Source organism: Reyranella aquatilis (assembly GCF_020880995.1).
In the GTDB taxonomy this organism is placed as follows: domain Bacteria; phylum Pseudomonadota; class Alphaproteobacteria; order Reyranellales; family Reyranellaceae; genus Reyranella; species Reyranella aquatilis.
Genome location: NZ_JAJISD010000002.1, coordinates 215511 through 236942, shown reverse-complemented (window position 1 = coordinate 236942; position 21432 = coordinate 215511). Strand labels below are relative to the sequence as shown.

Here is a 21432-nt window from a genome sequence, read left to right as displayed (position 1 = left end):
GGGCTTCCTGGGGGCCGACTTATGTGACCCGGGAAGCACAAGCCTCGTCTTTGTGGGGCGACTCACTTCAAAGTGCAGCTTGCCTATGCAACACTTTGGAATAACTGCGGCGGAGAAAGCCGCATCGCGTTCGTGGCCCGGCGTCCCTGGGCCAGCGGGATGGAACCGGGGTCGGCGTTCATGTTTGGTCTGACGAGAACCATTGCTGCAGGCATCCGCCGGTCGGTTGTCGCCATCGCCCTTGCCGGGACCATGGTGGGAGGCTGCGCCACCGGCGATACCGGCGCCGCCGAAGTGTGGGATCCGCTCGAGACCCCCAACCGCTTCATCTTTTCGATCAACCGTGCCGTCGATATCATAGCGCTTCGGCCGCTGGCGGTGATGTATCGCGACCTGGTGCCCGACCGCGCCCAGACCAGCGTCCGCAACGCGCTCGACAACCTCGGCGAGCCGGTGACGGCCATCAACGAGATCTTCCAGGGCGAACCGCATCGCGCCGCCACGACCATGGCGCGCTTCCTCGTCAATTCGACGATCGGCCTTGCTGGCCTGTTCGACGTCGCCACCAGCCTCGGCCTCGAGCGCACCAAGGAGGATTTCGGCAAGACCATCGGCCTGTGGGCCGGCGTCGAGCCCGAGAATGGCGGCTTCTACCTGATGTTGCCCGGCATCGGCCCGTCCAACGCCCGCGACGGCACCGGCCTGATGATGGACTATCTGGTCGATCCGTTCCGGATCCTGACGTTCAACCTGTCGATCAACTGGGACATCTACCAGCTCGGCCGCTACGGCATGAATGCCGTCGATTACCGCTCACGCACCATCTTCGCGCTGGACGACCTCGAGAAGAACAGCGTCGATTACTATGCCGCGCTGCGTTCGGCCTACACGCAGAATCGTGCCGATCTGATCCGCCAGAAGCGCGAGAAGACCGACACGCGCAGCGAACTGGAGCGTCGCGACAACCTGGCGCTCGTGCGCTAGCGCAACGCGCCCGCGAGGGGGTGCGTTGAGCGGGCGTCCGGGCTAGAAGCCCCTTTCCCAACAATCGTTCACAGGAGTGCACGGTGCCGATGCTCGCCTCTCGTCGTGTCGTGTTGCAGCTTGCCGCCGCATCCGCTCTCTTCGTCGCCCTTCCTGTCGTCACGCCCGCCCTCGCGGTCGATCCCGCGCAGCTCGTGCAGAACACGGCGCAGCAGGTCATCGACATCATCAAGACCAAGACGGGCGCCGCCCGCCAGGCCGCGATCCTGGGCGTCCTGCAGACAAGCTTCGACATGCCGGCGATGGGCCGCTCGGCGCTGGGCACCCACTGGAACCAGGCGACCGAGGCGGAGCGCACCCGCTTCCTCAAGGCCGTCGCCACGGCCGAAGCCAAGGCCTACAGCGAGCGCTTTGGCCAGTACGGCGGCCAGACCCTGACCGTGGGCAAGGTCACGCCGCGCGCCAACGGCGTCACGATCGTCGACAGCAGGCTGAACCAGACCAGCGGCCAACCGATCAAGCTCGAATGGGAAATCCGCAACGACCGCATCACCGACGTCAAGGTCGAGGGCGTCAGCATGGTCATGACTAGACGTTCGGATTTCAATTCCTACATCCAGAACAATGGCGGCAAGGTCGAGCCGCTGGTCCGGGAGCTGGAAGCCCGGGCGGCCCAGTAGGTCCGTAACCGCCCGATTGCGAACGGCGCGCGCGCGGCATAGTCTTTCCCGAGGGGAGGCGTGTCGAGCGCACCGCGAGCGTCGCAGGGGACGGAAGCGGAGCGGAGGAGAGCGCCATGGATAGCGCCGTATTCAAGAACCCGTCGGAGCCCCGGTCCGCAGATTTGCGCTCGGTGGACCCGGTCTGGGACCGGATTCGCGAGGCCGCCCAGGCAGCCGCCGCGGCCGAGCCCGTGCTCGCGGGAACGCTCCATGCCACGATCCTGAGCCAGCCGCGTTTCGAGAGCGCGCTGAGCTATCACCTTGCGCGCCTCGTTGGCACGACCGAAGTGCCGGCCGCCCTGATACGCCAGACCTTCGACGAAGCCTTCGCGGCCGATCCGGGTATCGGTCTGGCGGCACGCGCCGACATCGTGGCGGTCGCCGACCGTGACCCGGCCTGCACTTCCCATCTCGACCCGCTGCTCTGGTTCAAGGGCTATCACGCGCTGCAGACCTACCGTGCCGCCCACTGGCTGTGGCTGGAGGGGCGGCGGACGCTCGCGCATTTCCTGCAGAGCCGCGCGAGCTCGCTGTTCGCCCTCGACATCCACCCGGGCGCGGTGATCGGCAAGAGCATCTTCATCGACCACGGCACCGGCGTGGTGATCGGCGAGACCGCCGTCGTCGAGGACGGCGTTTCCATGCTGCACGGCGTCACCCTGGGCGGCACCGGCAAGGAGCGCGGCGACCGCCATCCCAAGGTGCGCCGCGGCGTCCTGCTGGGGGCCGGCGCCAAAGTGCTGGGCAACATCGAGATCGGCGCCTGCGCCAAGATCGCGGCCGGCAGTGTCGTGCTCGACCCCGTTCCGGCCGGCTGCACCGCCGCCGGCGTGCCTGCGCGCATCATCGGCTGCGTCGACGTGCCGGAGCCGGCACTCGACATGGATCATCGCATCTGACACCAGCGCGATTTGTGGCCTTCTCCCGCCTCTTCCTCTGGCGGGGGAGGGGAATTTGAATGATGGTCACCGCCACATTCAGGGGAAGTCCAATGCGTCACAGGTTCCGCGGGATCGCGCTCCATCTCTGGACCGTGGATACGACGCCGTTCGAGCAGGCGCTCGGCGCGGCGAAAGAGGGCGGCTTCGACGCGGTCGAATTGCGGCGCGTCGACTTCAAGCGTGCCGAGGAGCGCGGCCTGTCGAACACCGAGATACTGGGCCGCGTGCGAACCAATGGCCTGCCGGTCAGCGCCGTCGGTTGCGAGTATGGCTGGGCGTTTGCGGCATCTGAGGATCGCGAACGCCTGTTCGCGTCGCTGGAGGAGGCCTGCGAGCGCGCGGTAACGCTAGACTGCGCGACGGTGATGAGCGGTATCGGGCCGGGCGATGCCTCCATGGAAGAGGGCGTGGCGAACATCCGCCATGCCGGCGAGATCGTGGCGCGTCATGGGCTCCGGCTGGCGCTCGAATACCAGTTCCAGCATCCGATCGTGAGCCGCCTCGACATCCTGCGCGAGTTGATCGCGAAGGCCGGGCAGAGGAGCGTCGGCCTGCTGCTCGACGCCTATCACCTGCAGCGCGGCGGGCGTCCCGGGCGCGGCTTCGAGGAAGTGCCGGGCTCGGAGATCTTCTATGTTCAATACAGCGACGTGCCGAACGCGCCGCCCAACGCGGCACCGCCGGTCGATCGCCTGCCGCCGGGCCAGGGCGTGGTGCGCTGGACCGAGCTGTTCCAGCTGCTGGCGGCCAAGGGCTACGAGGGTTGGGTGAGTTACGAAGCGCCCAATCCCGCGCACTGGGCGAAGCCCGCCCTCGAGGTCGCGCGCGAGGGCGCCAAGGCTGCGCGCCGCACGCTGGAGATCGCCTTCGCGGGCTGAGCCTGCGACCAGCCGCGGGATGGATGATCCGGACGGGATGCGTTAAGCCTTTGGGCGATGGCGCAGAAGAAGAAGCCTACCAGCAAGCCGCGCAAGAGCGCTTCTTCCGGTGCGAAGCCTCCTTCTTCGGGCGCGAAGCCGAGGGCCCGAAAGCCGGCATCGCGCGCCGCGGGACCGCGGCCGCTGCCGCCGCCTACCACGACGCTGCAGCAGGAATTGCGGATGATGGCGCAAAGCGGTGCGCAGTCGCTGCAGAGCCTGATCGTGTTCCTGGCGGTGCTGGTGGTGATCGCGGGCATCGGCATCGGCGCTTGGTCGATGCGGCCCGTGCCCAGCTACGCGTCTGTCGAGCAGAAGGCGGGCTCGCCGTTCGATGCCACCTTCACGGCGGAGAATACGAACCCCTGGTTTCCGTTGAAGGGCCTGAAGCTCAACTGCGTGCTCGATCATGTGCGCGCCTCCGGCCGCGAGCCCACGCTGATCGAGGCGACCGACGTGCGCTTCCCTGCCGGGGCCGTCGACGAGCTGAAGCCCGGCGAGGTGGCGACCTTCCGCTGCCCTTTCCGTGCCCTGTTCGGCCTGCCGCCGCTCGCCGAGGACTACAGCACCGCCCATCGCGCCCAGATCTACTTCCGCGCAACCTACGAACTGCCGTTCTTCGGCACGATCCGGCTCAGCGACAACAGCGTGCCGTACTTCCTCAACACGCGGCTGCTGCCGCCGCGCTGGACGAGCAAGCCCGAAGGCTAACGCAAACCCGCGAACGGCTTCAGCCGTCGCGGATCGAAGTGCCGCAGCGGAACCTGGCTCGTCGCGCCGTCGAGGATCAGCTCGGCCATCGCCTCGCCGGTCGCGGGTGCGTTGAGCATGCCCCAGACGCTGTGGCCGGTCGCGACCCAGGCGCCGGCAACGCCGGGCACCGCGCCGATCAGCGGCAGGCCGTCCTCGGTGACGGGACGGAAGCAGGCCTGGTGGGCCACGATGGGCGCCGTCGCCATGACAGGTGACACCGCGCGGCACAACGCTTCCAGGCGGTGGTGCGCGCCCTCGTCGCCCGCAATGTCGGCCGGATCGATCGGCAGCGACGCGGTGCTGGAGACGGCGCAGGCCCAGACCGTGCCGTCGGCACGCGCGAAGATCTCGGGCGTCAGCGCCTCGCCGCCTGCCTCCTCGTATTCGAGGAACAGCGCCTCGGCCGGCACAGCGTCGCCGGTGCGGAAGACGAGACTGTGGCCCTTGAACCCATAGACGGCGGGAAGCGGCAGCCAGCGCGAGGCGAGGATCGACCACGGGCCCATCGCGATCACCACGCCGTCGCCTTCGACGGTCTCGCCGCTGTCGAGTACGACGCCGACAACGGCTCCGCTGGCGGCCTTCGTCAGTCCCGCGACGGTGCCCTGCCTCAGTTCGGCGCCGTTGGCTTCCGCGGCACGCATCAGGCCTTGCGTGAAGGCGCGCGGCTCGACCAGGGCGGTCGTCTGCGGCGTGCCGATCTGGCCGGTCAGCGTGACGTCGGGCGAGAGCCACGGCCGCCCGGCACGGCCGTGGCCGTGTCGCCCCTCGGCGGCATGGCCGGCGAAGGTCGTGAGCGGGCGATAGCCCCACGGATTGCGAAGCGTCCGGGCCAGTTCGGCGTGCAGCGCGAAGCTGCGGCGCGCCAGCCGGTCGAGGGCGCTGCCGCGGCACCAGTCGAGGGCAAGGAACCCTCCGGACTTGCCCGAGGCCGCGCCGCCGACTTCATGGCGCTCGACCACGACCGGTACCGCGCCGCGCAGACTGAGGAAGTAGGCGATGGCCGCGCCGATCGCGCCGCCGCCGCAAATGATGATTCTGCTGGGTCTGTCCATGCGTTTCGACACTAGCGCAATGACGTCCGTGGCGGCAGCATGCGGGCCGGACCGCCGCGGGAGCCTCGTTCATGGACGACTATTACGATCTCGGCGCCTACAAGCGCACCGTCACCACATCTTCGCCGCAGACGCAGCTCTGGTTCGATCGCGGACTGAACTGGCTCTACGGCTTCAACCACGCCGAAGCGATCAAGTGCTTCGAGAAGGCGCTGGAGACCGATCCCGGCTGCGCCATGGCGCATTGGGGCATCTCCTATGCCGCCGGGCCGAACTACAATCTCCCCTGGCACCGCTACGATCCGGCCGGCAAGAAGCGCGCGCTCGAAGCCTCCTATGACGCCATGCAGCGCGCGCTGGCCGCCGCGCCCAACGCCTCGCCGGTCGAGCAGGCGCTGATCCGCGCCCTGCCGGCGCGCTACCCGCAGCGCGAGGTGATCGAGGACCAGACGACCTGGGACAAGGCCTTCACCGTCGAGATGCGCAAGCTGTTCCGCGCCCATCCGCACGATCTCGACCTGCGCTCGGTCTATGCCGAGGCGATCATGAACGAGACGCCATGGCAGATGTGGGATCTCAAGACCGGCCAGCCGACGCCGGGCGCCGGCACGGAGGAGGCGGTCGAGGTGCTGGAGAGCGCCTTCCGCGACATCCCGGCGAGCTGGGATCATCCCGGCCTGCTGCACCTCTACGTCCATCTGATGGAGATGTCGCCGTTCCCGCAGCGCGCGCTGCGCGCCGGCGACCGGCTGCGCGACCTCGTGCCCGACTCCGGCCATCTCGTGCACATGCCGACCCATATCGATGTGCTGTGCGGCAACTATCGCGACGTCGTCGTCTACAACCAGAAAGCCGTGGTGGTCGACCGCAAGTATCTCGCCCGCGAGGGCGCCCTCAACGTCTATTCGATGTATCGCAGCCACGACCACCACTTCATCGTCTACGGCGCAATGTTCCTCGGCCAGTACACGCCGGCCATCACCGCGGCGCAGGAGCTGATCGACACCACGCCCGAGGAACTGCTGCGCATCCAGTCGCCGCCGATGGCCGATTTCGTCGAGGGCTATCTCTCGATGAAGCAGCACGTGCTGGTGCGCTTCGGCAAGTGGCGCGAGATCATTGCCCAGGAACTGCCGAAGGATCCCGATCTCTACTGCTCGACCACGGCGATGACGCTCTACGCGAAAGGCGTGGCGCATTCGGTTCTGGGCGAGATCGAGCAGGCCGAACGGGCGCGTGCCGCTTTCCGCGCCGCCAAGGCGCGCGTACCCGAGAGCCGGCGCCTGCACAACAACACGATGGTCGACCTGCTGGCCATCGCCGACGAGATGCTGACCGGCGAGCTGGAATATCGCCGTGGCAACTTCGACCTGGCCTTCGCCCATCTGCGCCGCGCCGTCGAACTCGACGATTCGCTGCCCTACGACGAGCCCTGGGGCTGGATGCAGCCGACGCGTCATGCGCTCGGCGCGCTGCTGCTGGAGCAGGGCCATCTCGCCGAGGCGGAAGCCGTCTATCGCGCCGACCTGGGCTTCGACGGCAAGACCAACCGCGCGTGCTGGCATCCCGAGAATGTCTGGAGCCTGCACGGCCTCCACGAATGCCTGACGCGCCGCGGCGAGACTGTGGAAGCGCCGCTGATCAAGGCGCGGCTGGATCTGGCGTCGGCACGGACGGAGTTCCCGGTGCGCGCTTCATGCCTCTGTCGGCGCGAAGCCGCATAGCTGAAGTTTCGCCCTGCCGGTTGGCGTCAGGATATTACGATCGCGCCACTGGGTAGAGGGGCTGATCTCATTTCCTCCGGCTACGAACGAGGGCGCGGTCTCCGTCCAAACGGCGAGCGCGCTCTTGGTGCGCGTACATACGTAATCAGGGAGCGAGTCGTGACCTACCGGAAAGTCCAATTCATTGCCTACCGCATATACACCGGGGCAGCCGTCGGTGCCGATGGCATGGGCACCCACTTTGTCGGACCTCGGGATCCTGTGAGCGACCTCAGCGTGCGCCTGGATCTCATGACCGAAGCGATCCATGCAGCTGCTAACAGCCCCGACATCAATAGAGATCCGTCCGTGCTGAAAGTTTTCGTGGCACCGGAGTTCTACTTCCGTCCGCGAACAGGCGCCTATCCCGACAATGGCTTACTGGGTGCGATGGGGGCGGCACCCACGCGTGGGACAATAATGGGTGAGTTGTCCGCTAAACTTCATGGGCCGGATTGGAAGGATTGGCTGTTCGTGTTCGGCACCGCGATGGTCGAGAACCGGATGGCGGGTGAGCCGCGCAAGCCGCCGGGCGAGATCGAAATGCTCAATCTTGCTCTGGTGCAGAAAGGGGATCGATCGCTCGTCGTGCAGAAGAAGCGCCGGGGCTCGGAAGATTGGATGGATTTTCCGGATGTTTCTCCCGTAGCAGAAGACGTAAAAGGCTTCGGAGGCCAGTGGCCGAGCTATTTCGAAGGCGCGTTCCCACTGTCTTACTCCGAGGAGCTAAACGACAGGGTGCTTCCCGGTAGAGGCATCGACCGTGGCGGGATAGTAAGGCTGGATGGCATTACCTTCGGCATCGAAATCTGTGCCGATCACGGATTCGAACGCCTGCGCGGGATCGCAATGGAATCGGGCGATGTGTATGCGCAGATTCAGATCGTCCCAGCGTGCGGCACATGGATTGTGGACGCGCGCGTCGCAACCTTGAAGGGCGGCCTGATCTTCGGCGTCGATGGTGCCATGAAAACCCTGGTTGCCTCGCCCGCCAAATCCGAGAGTGGCTACCACAGCGAACTCAAGATGGTGACGAGCGAAAATAGCCGGCCGCCACTCGCCAAGGGATCAACTCCAACCCTCGAGGCATTTCCTGTTCTGGCAACCGTCCGCCGTATCCACAGCGAACTGGCCAAGGTTCAGGAAGTCTTCTGGCTGCCACCTGACAATCAACCGGAACTGGCGATTTACGGGTCTGTGCCAATTCCATCGGAGGTAACCGCCTAGTCACCGCTTCGCCGGTGGCAGCACCCGCTGGATCATCGCGAACAGGAAGGCGGTCGTCAGGCCGAACAGCAGCATGCCGTTCACCGCTTCCAGTGCGCCCAGCATCTTCCACTGGTGGGCGAGGTGGATGGTGGTGTCGCCGTAGGTGGTGAGGGCGCCCAGCGAGTAGAGCATGGCCGAGCGGTTGTCGGGGATGGCGCCGAGATGGCGGAAGGCGAGTGCCCAGATGCCGCCTTCGAGGATGTGCAGCACCGTTACCAGGGTGACGGCCATCGCCATCACCAGCGAGAAGATGAGGGTGAAGTGGCGGCCGCGGTCCCGCATCGTGTCGAGCAGGCGGTCGACCCGGGCGGTGAAGACGGCGAGGCACAGGATGTGGATGACGCAGGTGAGCGCGATCAGCGGCACGCCCCACGCCCAGTCCTGGCCCCACTGGACCTCGTTGAGCGGGTTCATGCCGCTGCCCTTGCCGCGCCCGCCGGCGTCTAGCTGCGGACCAGCGGCTTGTACTTGATGCGGTGCGGCTGGTCGGCGTCGGTGCCGAGGCGGCGGTGCCGGTCGGCCTCGTAGTCCTGATAGTTGCCCTCGAACCACTCGACATGGCTGTCGCCCTCGAAGGCCAGCATGTGGGTGGCGATGCGGTCGAGGAACCAGCGATCGTGGGAGATCACCACGGCGCAGCCGGCATAGTCGACCAGCGCCTCTTCGAGCGCGCGCAAGGTATCGACGTCGAGATCGTTGGTCGGCTCGTCGAGCAGCAGCACGTTGGCGCCGCTCTTCAGCATCTTGGCGAGGTTCACGCGGTTGCGCTCACCGCCGGAGAGCTGGCCGACCTTCTTCTGCTGGTCGGCGCCCTTGAAGTTGAAAGAGCCGCAATAGGCGCGGCTGGAGACTTCGCGGCTGCCGAGCTTGATGATGTCGAGGCCGCCCGAGAGCTCCTCCCACACCGTCTTGTTGGGATCGAGCGTCTCGCGGCTCTGGTCGACGTAGCCCAGCTTCACCGTCGGGCCGACCGAGAAGGTGCCGCTGTCGGGCTTGTCCTGGCCGGTGATCATCTTGAACAGCGTGGTCTTGCCGGCGCCGTTGGGGCCGATCACGCCGACGATGCCGCCCGGCGGCAGGTTGAAGGAAAGGTTGTCGATCAGAAGCCGGTCGCCGAAGCCCTTGGAGATGCCCTCGGCGCGGATGACGTGGTCGCCGAGGCGCGGGCCGGCGGGGATGACGATCTGCTGGGAGTCCAGCGTCGCCTTCTGCTCCTCCTCGACCATGCGCTCGTAGGCCGCGATTCGCGCCTTGCTCTTGGAGCGGCGGGCCGACGGGCTGGTGCCCATCCATTCGAGCTCGCGCTGCATGGTGCGGCGGCGCGAGTCGGCGGCCTTCTCTTCCATCTCCAGGCGCTTGTCCTTCTGCTTCAGCCAGGACGAGTAGTTGCCTTCCCACGGGATGCCCGCGCCGCGGTCGAGTTCGAGGATCCAGCCGGCGACGTTGTCGAGGAAGTAGCGATCGTGGGTGACGGCCACGACGGTGCCGGGGAACTCCGCGAGGTGGCGCTCCAGCCAGGCCACCGACTCGGCGTCGAGATGGTTGGTCGGCTCGTCGAGCAGCAGCATGTCGGGCTTGGAGAGCAGCAGGCGACACAGCGCCACGCGGCGCTTCTCGCCGCCGGAGAGCTTGCTCACGTCGGCGTCGGACGGCGGGCAGCGCAGCGCGTCCATGGCGATCTCGACGGTGCGGCCGAGGTCCCAGCCGTTGCCGGCGTCGATCTTCTCCTGCAGCTCGGCCTGCTCGGCGATCAGCTTGTCCATGTCGGCGTCGGGATCGGAGAAGGCGTTGGAGACCTCCTCGAAGCGCGCCAGCGCCTTCGCCATGTCGCCGGCGCCGTCCATCACGTTGCCCAGCACGTCCTTGTTGGGGTCGAGGCCCGGCTCCTGCTCCAGCAGGCCGACCTTCACGCCTTCGGCCGCCCAGGCCTCGCCGGTGAAACTGTCGTCGCGTCCGGCCATGATCTTCAGCAGGGTCGACTTGCCCGAGCCGTTGAGGCCGAGGACGCCGATCTTGGCGCCGGGCAGGAACGACAGCCAGATGTCCTTGAGCACCTGCTTGCCGCCGGGAAAGGTCTTGTTCAGACCCTTCATCACGTAGATGTACTGGTAAGAAGCCATTGTGACCGAATCCTTGTGTGGCGGTGCTTGTAGCGGCCCCGCCCAGACGGTTCAATGACGGCGGGGAGAAACGCGCACGCATGCTGGTGGAACCGGCTGTCCTGGCCCTGTCGCTGGCCTATCTGGGGCTTTTGTTCGCCGTGGCGTATTTCGGCGACCGGTACGCGCGCGACTGGTCCAGGAACTCGGTGGCGCCGGTGGTCTACGGCCTGTCGCTGGCCATCTACTGCACCTCCTGGACCTTCTACGGCGCGGTCGGGCGGGCGGCGACCTCGGGCATCGACTTCATCCTGATCTATACCGGTCCGGTCCTGGTCGTGACCCTCGGCTATCCGATGCTTGCCAAAATGGTGCGGCTGGCCAAGCAGCACAACGTCACCTCGATCGCCGATTTCCTGGCCTCGCGCTACGGCAAGAGCCGCGCCGTCGGCGTCACCGCCACGCTGTTCGCCACGGTGGGCGTGCTGCCCTACATCGCGCTGCAGCTGCAGGCCGTGTCCTCCTCGTTCCGCACCATTGCGGCACCCCTGCCGTGGAGCGGCGATGCGCGGGGGGTGGTGCATGCCGACACCTCGCTGATCGTGGCGGCACTGATGGCGCTGTTCACCATCCTGTTCGGCGTGCGCAACGTGCAGGCCTCCGAGCAGCATCGCGGCATGATGCTGGCGATCGCCTTCGAATCGGTGGTGAAGCTGCTGGCGTTGCTGGCGGTCGGCCCCTTCGTCGTGTGGTTCCTGTTCGATGGGCCGGCGGACATGATCGGGCGCCTGGCCGAGGTGCCGGCCGTGGCCGAGCGGCTGACGCGCGAGGCCTCGCCGCTCACCTGGGTGGTGATGTCGCTGCTCTCGGGCATGGCCTTCCTCTGCCTGCCGCGCCAATTCCACGTGGCCGTGGTCGAGCACGATCATCCGGCGAGCCTCAGGACGGCGCGCTGGTTGTTCCCGGCCTATCTGGTGCTGATCAACCTGTTCGTGATCCCGATCGCGGCGGCGGGTCTCTTGCTGCTGGGGCCGAGCGTCAGCCCCGACCTCTACGTGCTGCAGCTGCCGCTGGTCGGCGGCGAGAGCTGGCTGTCGGCCTTCGTGTTCATCGGCGGTCTTTCGGCTGCGACCTCGATGGTGATCGTGGCCTGCATGGCGCTCTCGGGCATGATCGGCAACGAGCTGCTGATGCCCTACCTGCTGCGCCGACAGGCCGGTGTCGCGCGCGACATGGGTCCGCTGGTCGTGCTGGTACGCCGCGCCGCCGTCGTGTTGATCCTGATGGCGGGCTACGCCTACGAGCGCATCATCTCGGGCTACCTGCCGCTCGCCTCGATCGGCCTCATCTCCTTCTGCGCGGTCGCCAACTTCGCGCCCGGCCTGGTGCTCGGTCTCTACTGGCAGCGAGCCCATCGGTTCGGCGTCGTGGCCGGCCTGATCGGCGGCTTCGTCGTCTGGCTCTACGCGCTGCTGCTGCCGACCCTGCGCCAGGGCGGGGGAAGCGGTGCGGGCGCGGGGCCGATGGCGCCGCTCGGCCCGTTTCTTCCCGAGCCACTGGCGGCGCTCGATCCGGTGCTGCAGGGGTTCCTAGTCTGCATCGCGGTGAACACCGCGCTGCTGGTCGGCGTGTCGCTGCTGGTGCGGCCCGTGGGCCGTGACCGCGAGCAGGCCGACGCCTTCGTACTGGGCGCCGAGCCGCCCCCGCTGCCCCGCCGCGCGCCGGCCGATGCCGCCCGCATCGAGGAGCTCCGGCAACTGCTCGCACGCTTCGTGGGGGTCGAGCGCGCGGCCCGGGCGCTCTCGGGAGACCTGTCGCTGGAAGCGGCGCTGGTCCGCACCGAGCGCATGCTGTCGGGCACGCTGGGTGCTGCCTCCGCGCGCGTCATCGTGGCGGCCTCGGCGCGGCGCGGCCGGCTGCTGCCACGCAGTGCCCGTGCCATCATCGACGAGGCGTCCGAGGCGATCCGCTACAACTACGAGATCCTGCGCAACACGCTCGACCATGTCGGCATGGGCATCGCGTCGTTCGATCGCGAGGGCCGGCTCGAGATCTTCAACGACCGCTTCACCGACCTCCTGGCGCTCGACGACGATGCGGTGGCCGTCGGCGCCGCGCCGCGCGAGTTCGGCGCGGCACCCGACGTCATTGCGCTGCTGAGACGGCCCGAGGCGCCGGCGACGCATGAGATCACGACGCGCGACGGCCGGGTGATCGAACTGCGTCTCGATCCGCTGCCCGAGGACGGCTTCGTCGCCACCTGCAACGACGTGACGGCACGGGTGCGCATCGCCCAGGCGCTGCGCGACAGCGACGGCCAGCTTCGCCGCGCAGCCGAAACGCTGGAACAGCGCGTGGCCGAGCGCACCGCCGAACTCGAGGCCAGCCGCGCCGAGGCGGAGGCCGCCAATCTCGGCAAGACCCGATTCATCGCGGCTGCCAGCCACGACCTGCTGCAGCCGCTGCATGCCGCGCGGCTGTTCACGGCGGCGATGATCGACCGCGACCCGCGAAACGACCTCGGCGGCAAGATCGATGCGAGCCTGGGCGCCGTCGAATCGCTGCTCGATGCGTTGCTCGACATTTCGAAGCTCGATGCCGGCGCCTTCAAGCCCGAGAAGCGCACCTTCGCGTTGCAGCCGCTGTTCGAATCGCTGGCGACGGCCTTCGCACCGATGGCGGCGCGGCGCGGCGTCGAGCTGGTGGTCGTGCCGACACGCGCCTTCGTCGACACCGATCCCGCCTTCCTGCGGCGCATCCTGCAGAACCTTCTGTCGAACGCGCTGCGCTACGGGCAGGTCGAGGGACGGCCGGCGCGGGTGCTGCTGGGCTGCCGGCGCGTGACGACAGGAGAAGGCAGCGACTCGCTGCGCATCGAGGTGCGCGACAATGGGCCGGGCATCGCGCCCGACAAGCAGGCGGTCATCTTCGACGAGTTCGTGCGCTTGCAGCCCGAGGACGAGGGGCTGCGCGAGGAGCGGGGGCTGGGCCTCGGCCTCGCCATCGTCGACCGCATCGCGCGCATGCTCGACCTGCCGGTGGCTCTCGCCTCCGCGCCGGGGCGCGGCTCGACCTTCTCCGTCACCGTGCCGCGCGTCGCGGCCGTCGTGATTGCTCCCAGCGCCGCGCCGGTACCCCAACTTCCGCCGTCGATCGAGACCGAGAGCTTCGTGCTCTGCCTCGATAATGAAGCGCAGGTGCGCGAGGCGATGGCGGCATTGCTGGGCGGCTGGGGCTGCATCGTCGCTACCGCGGCCTCTCAGGCCGAGGCGCTCGCGGCAGTGGCACGCGCCGGCCGGCTGCCCGACCTCGTGCTGGCCGATCTCCATCTCGACGAGGGCGCCGACGGGCTCGACGCCGTGGTCGCGATGCGCGCGACCTGGGGGCGTGCCGTGCCCGCGGCACTCGTCACCGCCGATCGCGATCCGATGCTGCGGCTGCGGGCGCGCGCCCGGCAGGTCGAGCTGCTGCACAAGCCGGTGAAGCCGGCATCGCTGCGAGCGCTGCTGCGTCTGCGCAGTTCGGCGGCGGGGCGGCTGACGGCGTGACTTCTTACGCCTCGCCCCCGCTAGGGGGAGAGGTTGGGTGAGGGGACGACGCACCGCCCGTATCCCCTCACCTAGCCTCTCCCCCTAACGGGGTAGAGGAACATGAGGATGGGCTAACTCCGAACCATCTCCGACCCGGGCAGCGCCAGCCCGCGCGCCTCGATGACCGCCTGGGTGCGGGAGCGGACGCCGAGCTTGCGCAGGATCACAGTGACGTGTGCCTTCACCGTGGCCTCGCCGACGCCGAGCTTGTGGGCGATCTGCTTGTTCTGGTCGCCCTGCACCATGAGGGCCAGCACGCGCCACTGCTGGGGCGTGAGCTGCGCCGCGCGCTGGGCGAAGGTGTCGGTGGCGTTGGATTCGGGCGGCGCGAAGATCTCTCCATCAAGCACGGCGCGCACGATTCCGGCGATCTCCTCGAGCGATGCCGATTTCTCGATGTAGGCGGAGGCGCCGAATTCGTAGGCCCGCTGAACCACGCCAGTTTCGCGCGCAGCGGAGACGATGATGATCGGCACCGTGGGATGCTCGGCCCGCAGGCGGGCGAGGCCGGTCAGCCCGTCCATGCCGGGCATGTCGAGATCGAGCAGGACGGCATCCGTCTCCGGCTCGCGGTCGAGTTCGGCTTTGGCCTGATCCAAGGTTCCCGCCACGCTGAACTGCGCGCCCGCGAAGGCCTGACCCAGCGCCGACGCCAGTGCGTCTCGGACCATCGGATGGTCATCGGCGATCAGAAAGCGCTCGATCTCGGCCATGGAAGGAGCGTGACCACCGGGGCCGGGAGAATCAAGGTGGAAGGCGGAGATTATCGAGCAGCGCCTGACGGACGAGGCGCTGCGACAGGCGATCGTTGAAAGAGATCAAACCGAAAGTCACCGCCGCCGCAAGGACCTGGCGTTCCTCCTCGGCATTGTTGGATCGCGCCGGGACGAACTCGTGGATGATCACACCGGTACGGTGTCCCATGGCCTTGAAATCCGGCCGATGGTCGGGCGGGCTTCCGGCAAAGCGGCTGAGCAGGGCCGCATGGCGATCGCTCCAGCCCTGGGGCCGGTGCGCCGGGGCGGGATACTCGCCGAGCGCGTCCGCATAGACCCGCAGCAGGGCAGGGTCGAGGTCGGCCCCTCCGTCGAGAAAGGCTCGCACCACCATCGTCATGTCGGCTGCGATCGCGGCGAAGGCCTCCCAGCGGCAGACGGCGAAGGCTTCGTTGAAGGCGGGGTCCCCAAACGCCGACTGGCCGAACCATGCCAGGGTGTTGCGGGAGAACTCATAGGTGGACCGCTGAGCCACATAGGAGGCCTCGCCGCTGACAAAGCGGGTGAGATCGCTCCGCGACCGCACGCGTTGCGGGAAAAGGGTGCGCTTCAGTCCTGCAAGCATCCGCATGTACGTCCGTGGCCCGGCCTGTGAATCGATATTCGACTAAAGTAGGGGGTCTCTTTGCGCTGACAGTGAATCACACCTTCTGTATATTCACACAGTCTGATCATTTTGAAAAAGCAAGAAGCACGGCGCCCGAACAGACCGGGCGATGGGGAGTTCAGCGTACCGTCGGGCAAGCCCGAAACTCATCGCGGCGGTAAATCTGCGGCGGCGCCTCCAACGAGTCACTGGAGGAGCAAGAGCATGGCGGAGAACAAACTGTCGGCCTCTCAACAGGCCGCCTATTGGGAGAAAACGCGCGGGCTGATGCTGGTCATCCTCGCTGCGTGGTTCGTCTTCAGCTTCCTCATCCACTTCTGGGCACCTCAGCTCAACCAGATCCGTATCCTCGGATTCCCGCTCGGCTACTACATGGCGGCCCAGGGCTCGCTGATCGCCTTCGTCCTGATGTGCGTGTGGAACGCCAAGTCGCAGGACAAGATCGATCACGAATTCGGCGTCCAGGACGAGTGACGGGTTAGGAGGAACGACCATGGCAGCTATCCAGGGCGGGTTTCTCGCCAACCTCGGACGGGTCTACGCGATCTATACCGGGGCCTTCATCGGCTTCACGATCTTCATCGGCATCCTCGAACTGATGGGCGTGCCGAACAGGGTCCTCGGCTATCTCTTCATCTTCCTCACCCTCGGCGTCTATGCGCTGATCGGCTGGCTGGCGCGGACCGCGGAAGTCAACGAATACTACGTCGCCGGCCGGGCGGTTCCCGCCTTCTACAACGGCATGGCGACCGGCGCGGACTGGATGAGCGCCGCATCGTTCATCGGCATGGCGGGCTCGCTTTATTTCGGCGGCTACAGCGGCCTCGCTTTCGTGCTGGGCTGGACCGGCGGCTACGTGCTGGTTTCGATCCTGATGGCGCCGTACCTGCGCAAGTTCGGCCAGTTCACGGTTCCGGACTTCTTCAGCGCGCGCTACGGCGGCAACGTGGCCCGCGCCCTGGCGGTCGTCGTGCTGATCACGGCGTCCTTCGTTTACGTCGTCGCCCAGATCGTCGGCGTCGGCATCATCACCGCGCGTTTCCTCAACATCGGCTTCGAGATCGCCTGCTTCGTCGGTCTGCTCGGCATCCTGCTCTGCTCGATGCTGGGCGGCATGAAGGCGGTCACGTGGACGCAGGTGGCGCAGTACATCATCCTGATCATCGCCTACCTGATCCCGGTCACCGTGTTGTCGTCCGAGCTCACGGGCGTTCCGCTCCCGCAGATCATGTACGGCCAGGCGCTCGAGAAGATCGCCGCGCTCGAGAAGACGCTGGGCGTCCTGCAGCCGCATACCGCGGCCTTCGTAGACGCCCGCGGCAACTACAGTCCGACGGCGATGTGGAACTTCTTCGCGCTGATCCTCTGCCTGATGGTCGGCACGGCGTCGCTGCCGCACATCCTGATGCGCTACTTCACCACGCCGTCCGTCAAGCAGGCGCGCGATTCGGTGGCGTGGTCTCTGTTCTTCATCTTCCTGCTCTACTTCACGGCGCCGGCCTACGCGGCGTTCGCGAAGCTGGAAGTTTACCAGTCGGTGATCGGCCAGCCGATCGCCAAGCTGCCGGCCTGGGTCGCCTCCTGGGGCAGCATCGGGCTGGTCGGCGCATGCGATGCGGCCAATGCCGCCGCGCAATTCGCGCTTTGCAAGGGGGTCACCGGCAACGGCGACGGCATCCTGCAGCTCAACGAGTTCCGGCTGCACACCGACGCCGTCGTGTTGGCGACGCCGGAAATCGCCGGCCTCCCCTACGTCATCTCCGGCCTGGTCGCGGCCGGCGGCCTTGCCGCCGCGCTCTCGACCGCGGACGGCCTGCTGCTCGCGATCGCCAACGCGCTCAGCCACGACGTCTACTACAAGATGATCGACCCCACGGCCGATACGAAGCGTCGCCTGATCATCAGCCGGGTCCTGCTCGGCCTGGTGGCCATCGTCGCCGCCTACGTGGCCGGCACGCTGGGAGCCGACATCCTGTTCCTGGTGTCGTGGGCCTTCTCCATCGCCGCCGCCGGCCTGTTCGCGGGCCTGGTGCTCGGCATCTGGTGGAAGCGCGCCGGCGATGCCGCCGGCATCTGGGGGATCATCGTGGGCTTCGGCCTCTGCATGTTCTTCCTGATCGCGACCGAGTTCTACGGGCCATGGGTCAAGGCAAGCATGAGCTGGCTGGGCGACATCAACATCGTGAAGATTCGCGGTCGCGACGTTGCCTACATCTGGGGCATCAACAACATCTCGGTGGGCATCTTCGGCATCCCGGCGGCGTTCCTCGCCATGATAGTCGTCGGATGGATCAGCAAGCCGGCATCGGCCGAGATGCAGGACTTCATCGATTCGATCCGCGTGCCGGCCGGATCGGTGCGCAACGCCGAAGCGGCACATTGATCGCCGCCACGACTTGAGGAAGGGTAGGGCGGGGCGAAAGCCTCGCCCTTTCCATTTGGACCGATGAATCAACCGGACTTCTTCTGGGGCTACCTGCCCTTCTGGATCGTGAACTACGGGCTGTCGCTCGTGGCCTGGGCCTGCATCGGGCGCTGGATGCTGTCGTTGTTCGTGCCGGCCCTGCAGCCGCAGAACTACATCTGGCGCTCCTTTGTCTGGCTCACCGGCTGGGCCATCGCCATCGTGAGCTTCATCACGCCGGCATCGCTGGGGCAGCGCTGGCTGCCGCTCATCACGGCCTTCTGGCTGTTCTGGCTGCGGACGGGCATCTACTTCGCCATGGCGTCCGCCGGCCTCACGCCGCGCCTCGCCGGAGGAGGCTGACGATGCTCCGCCACCAGGTGTTCGCCCTTGTGCTGGGGCTCGCCGTGTTCAACGGCATCTTCTCTCCGCTGGTGCACCTCGTCGCCGCCTATAGTCTCGTCTGGGCGCCGCCCTGGCTGCCCGGCGATCCGAGCGTCGTTTTCTACTTTTCCAGCCTGATCGTGGCGACGACGACGCTTCTCGTATCAGGGGTGCCCGCCGCCCTGGTCGAGCGCGCCATTCCGGCCTCGCGCGAGGCGCCCGGTCCGAACTGGATCTGGGCCGGGGTCGCGCTGGTGCTCTGCTTTCCCGCCATGGTCCGTGTCTTGCTCATGTCAGGTGCTGTGCAATAGGCTGCACCGGAGGGCCGGATGGATCGCATCGAGTATCTCGCGGATGTCATCGTGCGTCGCGGCTGCGGCTTCGCGCTGCTCGCGATCTGCATGGTCATGCTCGGTCTTTCCCACGACCTGCTGCTCTGCCTGAAATCGGGCGCGATACTCGAGGCGCTGCACGGTTCGGTGCTCGGTTTGTTTGCGTACAATGCGCCGAAGTGGAACCACAAGTCGACGGAACTCTGGGTGCTCCTGAACAAGGGTGCGGACCTGCCACCGAACTATCCGCCCGAACTGCTGCTCGAGGTGCTCCGAAAGACCTATCTTCGCTACGCGGAGATGGCGGGTGTCGTGACGCTGGTGCTCTGCATCGGCGCTGCGATCGTTTGGGTCTTCCGCGGCTGACGTCGCAGGGCCTCTGAAATTTCGCAGACGACATTCGACTTTGGTCTTGCATGACCTTGGTCCAATTGCACGTGCCCCGCAGCACCAACTAAAGGCGATCCTAAGCAGTCGAGCTCAATTCGATTGTCATAACGGGAGAAACGCCTATGGCCGTAGCTGGCACCGTGGACGAGCGCGCGCGTCCGATGACGCGCGAAGAGAGGAAGGTGATCATCGCTTCCTCCGTCGGCACCATCTTCGAATGGTACGATTTCTATCTCGCGGGCTCGCTCGCCGCGAACATCGCCGCCAACTTCTTCGCCGGCGTCAATCCGACCGCCGCCTTCATCTTCACGCTGCTCGGCTTTGCGGCTGGCTTCGCGGTCCGTCCGTTCGGCGCGCTGTTCTTCGGCAGCCTGGGCGATCTGATCGGCCGCAAGTACACCTTCCTCGTCACCATGACCCTGATGGGCATCGCGACCTTCGTGGTCGGTCTGCTGCCCGGCTATGCCTCGATCGGCATCGCGGCGCCGATCCTGTTCATCGCCTGCCGCCTGCTGCAGGGCCTGGCGCTGGGCGGCGAGTACGGCGGTGCGGCGACCTACGTGGCCGAGCATGCCCCGCAGGGCCGTCGCGGCTTCTACACGTCCTGGATCCAGACGACGGCCACCGTCGGCCTGTTCCTCTCGCTGCTCGTCATCCTGGCGCTTCGCCTGTCGCTGACGCCCGAGCAGTTCGCGGACTGGGGCTGGCGCGTGCCGTTCCTCGTTTCGATCCTGCTGCTGGCGGTGTCGATCTGGATCCGTCTGCAGCTGCAGGAATCGCCGGCGTTCCAGCGCATGAAGGCCGAGGGCAAGGGCTCCAAGACGCCGTTGCGCGAGGCGTTCGGCGTCTGGAAGAATGCCAAGATCGCGCTCATCGCCCTGTTCGGCGGCACCGCCGGCCAGGCGGCGGTCTGGTACACCGGCCAGTTCTACGCCCTGTTCTTCCTCACCCAGACGCTGAAGCTCGACGGCACGACCTCGAACATCGTGATCGCCGTGGCGCTGGCCATCGGCACGCCGTTCTTCATCTTCTTCGGCTGGCTGTCGGACAAGATCGGCCGCAAGCCGATCATCCTGGCGGGCTGCGCGCTCGCCATGGTGACCTACTTCCCGCTGTTCCACGCGCTCACCAACGCGGTGAACCCGGCGCTCAACGCCGCGATCGAGAAGTCGCCGGTCGTGGTGGTCGCCGACCCGAACGAGTGCTCGTTCCAGTTCAACCCGACGGGTACCGCCTCGTTCACCAGCTCGTGCGACATCGCCAAGTCGTTCCTCGCGCGCAACTCGGTGAACTACGCCAACCAGGCGGCACCGGCGGGCACGCCGGCGCAGATCAAGGTCGGTGACAAGGTCGTCACCTCCTTCGACAAGGCTAAGGCGGGCGCCGACGGCGCCGCCAAGGAGCGGGCGTTCAACACCGACGCCACGGCGGCCATCCGCGCCGCGGGCTATCCGGCAGCGGCCGACAAGACCAAGATCAACATGACGATGGTGATCGTCATCCTGACGATCCTGGTGATTTACGTGACGATGGTCTACGGGCCGATCGCGGCCCTGCTGGTCGAGCTTTTCCCGACCCGCATCCGCTACTCGGGCATGTCGCTGCCGTACCATATCGGCAACGGCTGGTTCGGCGGCTTCCTGCCCCCGACCGCCTTCGCCATCGTGGCCGCGACCGGCAACATCTACTCCGGTCTCTGGTACCCGATCGCGGTGGCCGGCATGACCCTGGTGATCGGCCTGCTGTTCATGCCCGAGACCAAGGATCGCGACATCTACGCCGAGGACTGACACTCGATCCGCGACAGAAATGAACCGGCGGCCCCCAAGGGCCGCCGGTTTCTTTTTGAGCTTTCGGCCGGCTTCGGTCAGGATCGCGGCATGAAGCTCGACGCCATTGCCATCGGCAAAAATCCACCCGAAGACGTCAACACCATCATCGAAGTGCCGATCGGCGGAGAGCCGATCAAGTACGAGATGGACAAGGAAGCCGGCACCCTGGTGGTCGACCGCTTCCTCTACACGCCCATGCGCTACCCCGGAAATTACGGCTTCGTGCCGCACACCCTGTCCGACGACGGCGACCCGATCGACGTGCTGGTCGCCAATACCCGTCCGATCATCGCCGGCGCCGTGATGAATGTCCGACCGATCGGCGTGCTGCGCATGGAGGACGACGGAGGCGGGGACGAGAAGATCATCGCCGTGCCGTCCTCGAAGCTGACCCAGCGCTACGTGCACGTGAAGAACTACACCGACCTGCCGGAGATCACGCGCCACCAGATCGAGCACTTCTTCATCCACTACAAGGACCTCGAACCGGGCAAGTGGGTGAAGCTGCTGGGCTGGGGCGACGTCGACGAGGCGCGCCGCCTCATCACCGAGGCGATCGAGCGGGCGAAGAGTAAGCGCTGACGAAAGCGGCGGCGCCGGGTTTGGGACTTGGG

20 protein-coding genes are annotated in these 21432 nt (G+C 66.8%); 15 read left to right on the top strand and 5 right to left on the bottom strand.

The window, feature by feature from the left end:
- The first annotated feature begins 180 nt into the window (after window positions 1–180).
- The 5 genes from LJ725_RS06940 to LJ725_RS06920 all read left to right on the top strand — a co-directional run bounded on the left by LJ725_RS06940 (window position 181) and on the right by LJ725_RS06920 (window position 4275).
- Window positions 181–984: an MlaA family lipoprotein gene (locus LJ725_RS06940; protein WP_230549907.1), complete on the top strand. Its 804-nt coding sequence runs from the start codon at window positions 181–183 to the stop codon at window positions 982–984.
- Between the two features lie 89 nt (window positions 985–1073).
- The gene (locus LJ725_RS06935; RefSeq protein WP_230549906.1) at window positions 1074–1664 is read left to right on the top strand and encodes an MlaC/ttg2D family ABC transporter substrate-binding protein; all 591 of its coding nucleotides are present in this window, start codon (window positions 1074–1076) and stop codon (window positions 1662–1664) included.
- 116 nt (window positions 1665–1780) lie between these two features.
- Complete coding sequence (gene cysE / locus LJ725_RS06930) at window positions 1781–2605, top strand: serine O-acetyltransferase (protein ID WP_230549905.1); 825 nt, start codon at window positions 1781–1783, stop codon at window positions 2603–2605.
- A 92-nt stretch (window positions 2606–2697) separates the two neighbouring features.
- Window positions 2698–3525, top strand: coding sequence for a sugar phosphate isomerase/epimerase family protein (locus tag LJ725_RS06925; RefSeq protein ID WP_230549904.1), 828 nt, complete (start codon window positions 2698–2700; stop codon window positions 3523–3525).
- Between the two features lie 222 nt (window positions 3526–3747).
- Entirely contained in the window at window positions 3748–4275 is a 528-nt protein-coding gene (locus tag LJ725_RS06920) for a hypothetical protein (RefSeq protein ID WP_230549903.1), read from the top strand.
- Here the strand turns inward: LJ725_RS06920 and LJ725_RS06915 are convergent.
- The gene (locus LJ725_RS06915) at window positions 4272–5372 is read right to left on the bottom strand and encodes an NAD(P)/FAD-dependent oxidoreductase (protein WP_230549902.1); all 1101 of its coding nucleotides are present in this window, start codon (window positions 5370–5372) and stop codon (window positions 4272–4274) included. The two genes, LJ725_RS06920 and LJ725_RS06915, sit on opposite strands and share 4 nt — an antisense overlap.
- Before the next feature lie 71 nt (window positions 5373–5443).
- Between LJ725_RS06915 and LJ725_RS06910 the strand changes: the two genes are divergently transcribed.
- Both LJ725_RS06910 and LJ725_RS06905 read left to right on the top strand, forming a co-directional pair.
- Window positions 5444–7096, top strand: coding sequence for a tetratricopeptide repeat protein (locus LJ725_RS06910; protein WP_230549901.1), 1653 nt, complete (start codon window positions 5444–5446; stop codon window positions 7094–7096).
- A 159-nt stretch (window positions 7097–7255) separates the two neighbouring features.
- A complete protein-coding gene (locus tag LJ725_RS06905) occupies window positions 7256–8362 on the top strand; it encodes a hypothetical protein (protein WP_230549900.1) in 1107 nt (368 codons plus the stop codon).
- On the opposite strand, the gene LJ725_RS06900 is transcribed toward LJ725_RS06905, so the two are convergent.
- Together LJ725_RS06900 and ettA are read right to left on the bottom strand one after the other, a co-directional pair.
- Window positions 8363–8818, bottom strand: coding sequence for a hypothetical protein (locus LJ725_RS06900; RefSeq protein WP_230549899.1), 456 nt, complete (start codon window positions 8816–8818; stop codon window positions 8363–8365).
- A gap of 29 nt (window positions 8819–8847) precedes the next feature.
- A complete protein-coding gene (ettA, locus tag LJ725_RS06895; RefSeq protein ID WP_230549898.1) occupies window positions 8848–10524 on the bottom strand; it encodes an energy-dependent translational throttle protein EttA in 1677 nt (558 codons plus the stop codon).
- 80 nt (window positions 10525–10604) lie between these two features.
- Here ettA and LJ725_RS06890 point away from each other — a divergent pair, with 80 nt between their 5' ends.
- Entirely contained in the window at window positions 10605–14051 is a 3447-nt protein-coding gene (locus LJ725_RS06890; protein WP_230549897.1) for an ATP-binding protein, read from the top strand.
- A 113-nt stretch (window positions 14052–14164) separates the two neighbouring features.
- Here the strand turns inward: LJ725_RS06890 and LJ725_RS06885 are convergent, their stop codons facing one another.
- Together LJ725_RS06885 and LJ725_RS06880 are read right to left on the bottom strand one after the other, a co-directional pair.
- Complete coding sequence (locus LJ725_RS06885) at window positions 14165–14806, bottom strand: response regulator (protein ID WP_230549896.1); 642 nt, start codon at window positions 14804–14806, stop codon at window positions 14165–14167.
- Between the two features lie 31 nt (window positions 14807–14837).
- On the bottom strand, window positions 14838–15434 hold the full coding sequence (locus tag LJ725_RS06880; RefSeq protein ID WP_230549895.1) for a hypothetical protein: 597 nt from the start codon (window positions 15432–15434) through the stop codon (window positions 14838–14840).
- A 246-nt stretch (window positions 15435–15680) separates the two neighbouring features.
- On the opposite strand from LJ725_RS06880, the gene LJ725_RS06875 reads away from it, so the two are divergent.
- The 7 genes from LJ725_RS06875 to ppa all read left to right on the top strand — a co-directional run bounded on the left by LJ725_RS06875 (window position 15681) and on the right by ppa (window position 21400).
- Window positions 15681–15950, top strand: coding sequence for a DUF4212 domain-containing protein (locus LJ725_RS06875; protein WP_230549894.1), 270 nt, complete (start codon window positions 15681–15683; stop codon window positions 15948–15950).
- Between the two features lie 19 nt (window positions 15951–15969).
- Complete coding sequence (locus LJ725_RS06870; protein WP_230549893.1) at window positions 15970–17859, top strand: sodium:solute symporter family protein; 1890 nt, start codon at window positions 15970–15972, stop codon at window positions 17857–17859.
- A gap of 63 nt (window positions 17860–17922) precedes the next feature.
- Window positions 17923–18243, top strand: a complete 321-nt coding sequence (locus tag LJ725_RS06865; protein ID WP_230549892.1) for a hypothetical protein — start codon at window positions 17923–17925, stop codon at window positions 18241–18243.
- Between the two features lie 2 nt (window positions 18244–18245).
- Entirely contained in the window at window positions 18246–18575 is a 330-nt protein-coding gene (locus tag LJ725_RS06860) for a hypothetical protein (protein ID WP_230549891.1), read from the top strand.
- Window positions 18576–18593: 18 nt separating this feature from the next.
- Window positions 18594–18962, top strand: coding sequence for a hypothetical protein (locus tag LJ725_RS06855; protein WP_230549890.1), 369 nt, complete (start codon window positions 18594–18596; stop codon window positions 18960–18962).
- Window positions 18963–19108: 146 nt separating this feature from the next.
- Entirely contained in the window at window positions 19109–20776 is a 1668-nt protein-coding gene (locus tag LJ725_RS06850) for an MFS transporter (protein WP_230549889.1), read from the top strand.
- 90 nt (window positions 20777–20866) lie between these two features.
- Window positions 20867–21400, top strand: coding sequence for an inorganic diphosphatase (gene ppa / locus LJ725_RS06845; RefSeq protein ID WP_230549888.1), 534 nt, complete (start codon window positions 20867–20869; stop codon window positions 21398–21400).
- The last annotated feature ends 32 nt before the right edge of the window (window positions 21401–21432 follow it).

Bases quoted from the DNA above. Each gene is read 5' to 3' on its own strand.
- LJ725_RS06940 (WP_230549907.1), top strand. From the start codon at position 181: ATGTTTGGTCTGACGAGAACCATTGCTGCAGGCATCCGCCGGTCGGTT.
- LJ725_RS06935 (WP_230549906.1), top strand. From the start codon at position 1,074: ATGCTCGCCTCTCGTCGTGTCGTGTTGCAGCTTGCCGCCGCATCCGCT.
- cysE (WP_230549905.1), top strand. From the start codon at position 1,781: ATGGATAGCGCCGTATTCAAGAACCCGTCGGAGCCCCGGTCCGCAGAT.
- LJ725_RS06925 (WP_230549904.1), top strand. From the start codon at position 2,698: ATGCGTCACAGGTTCCGCGGGATCGCGCTCCATCTCTGGACCGTGGAT.
- LJ725_RS06920 (WP_230549903.1), top strand. From the start codon at position 3,748: ATGATGGCGCAAAGCGGTGCGCAGTCGCTGCAGAGCCTGATCGTGTTC.
- LJ725_RS06915 (WP_230549902.1), bottom strand. From the start codon at position 5,372: ATGGACAGACCCAGCAGAATCATCATTTGCGGCGGCGGCGCGATCGGC.
- LJ725_RS06910 (WP_230549901.1), top strand. From the start codon at position 5,444: ATGGACGACTATTACGATCTCGGCGCCTACAAGCGCACCGTCACCACA.
- LJ725_RS06900 (WP_230549899.1), bottom strand. From the start codon at position 8,818: ATGAACCCGCTCAACGAGGTCCAGTGGGGCCAGGACTGGGCGTGGGGC.
- ettA (WP_230549898.1), bottom strand. From the start codon at position 10,524: ATGGCTTCTTACCAGTACATCTACGTGATGAAGGGTCTGAACAAGACC.
- LJ725_RS06890 (WP_230549897.1), top strand. From the start codon at position 10,605: ATGCTGGTGGAACCGGCTGTCCTGGCCCTGTCGCTGGCCTATCTGGGG.
- LJ725_RS06885 (WP_230549896.1), bottom strand. From the start codon at position 14,806: ATGGCCGAGATCGAGCGCTTTCTGATCGCCGATGACCATCCGATGGTC.
- LJ725_RS06880 (WP_230549895.1), bottom strand. From the start codon at position 15,434: ATGCTTGCAGGACTGAAGCGCACCCTTTTCCCGCAACGCGTGCGGTCG.
- LJ725_RS06875 (WP_230549894.1), top strand. From the start codon at position 15,681: ATGGCGGAGAACAAACTGTCGGCCTCTCAACAGGCCGCCTATTGGGAG.
- LJ725_RS06870 (WP_230549893.1), top strand. From the start codon at position 15,970: ATGGCAGCTATCCAGGGCGGGTTTCTCGCCAACCTCGGACGGGTCTAC.
- LJ725_RS06865 (WP_230549892.1), top strand. From the start codon at position 17,923: ATGAATCAACCGGACTTCTTCTGGGGCTACCTGCCCTTCTGGATCGTG.
- LJ725_RS06860 (WP_230549891.1), top strand. From the start codon at position 18,246: ATGCTCCGCCACCAGGTGTTCGCCCTTGTGCTGGGGCTCGCCGTGTTC.
- LJ725_RS06855 (WP_230549890.1), top strand. From the start codon at position 18,594: ATGGATCGCATCGAGTATCTCGCGGATGTCATCGTGCGTCGCGGCTGC.
- LJ725_RS06850 (WP_230549889.1), top strand. From the start codon at position 19,109: ATGGCCGTAGCTGGCACCGTGGACGAGCGCGCGCGTCCGATGACGCGC.
- ppa (WP_230549888.1), top strand. From the start codon at position 20,867: ATGAAGCTCGACGCCATTGCCATCGGCAAAAATCCACCCGAAGACGTC.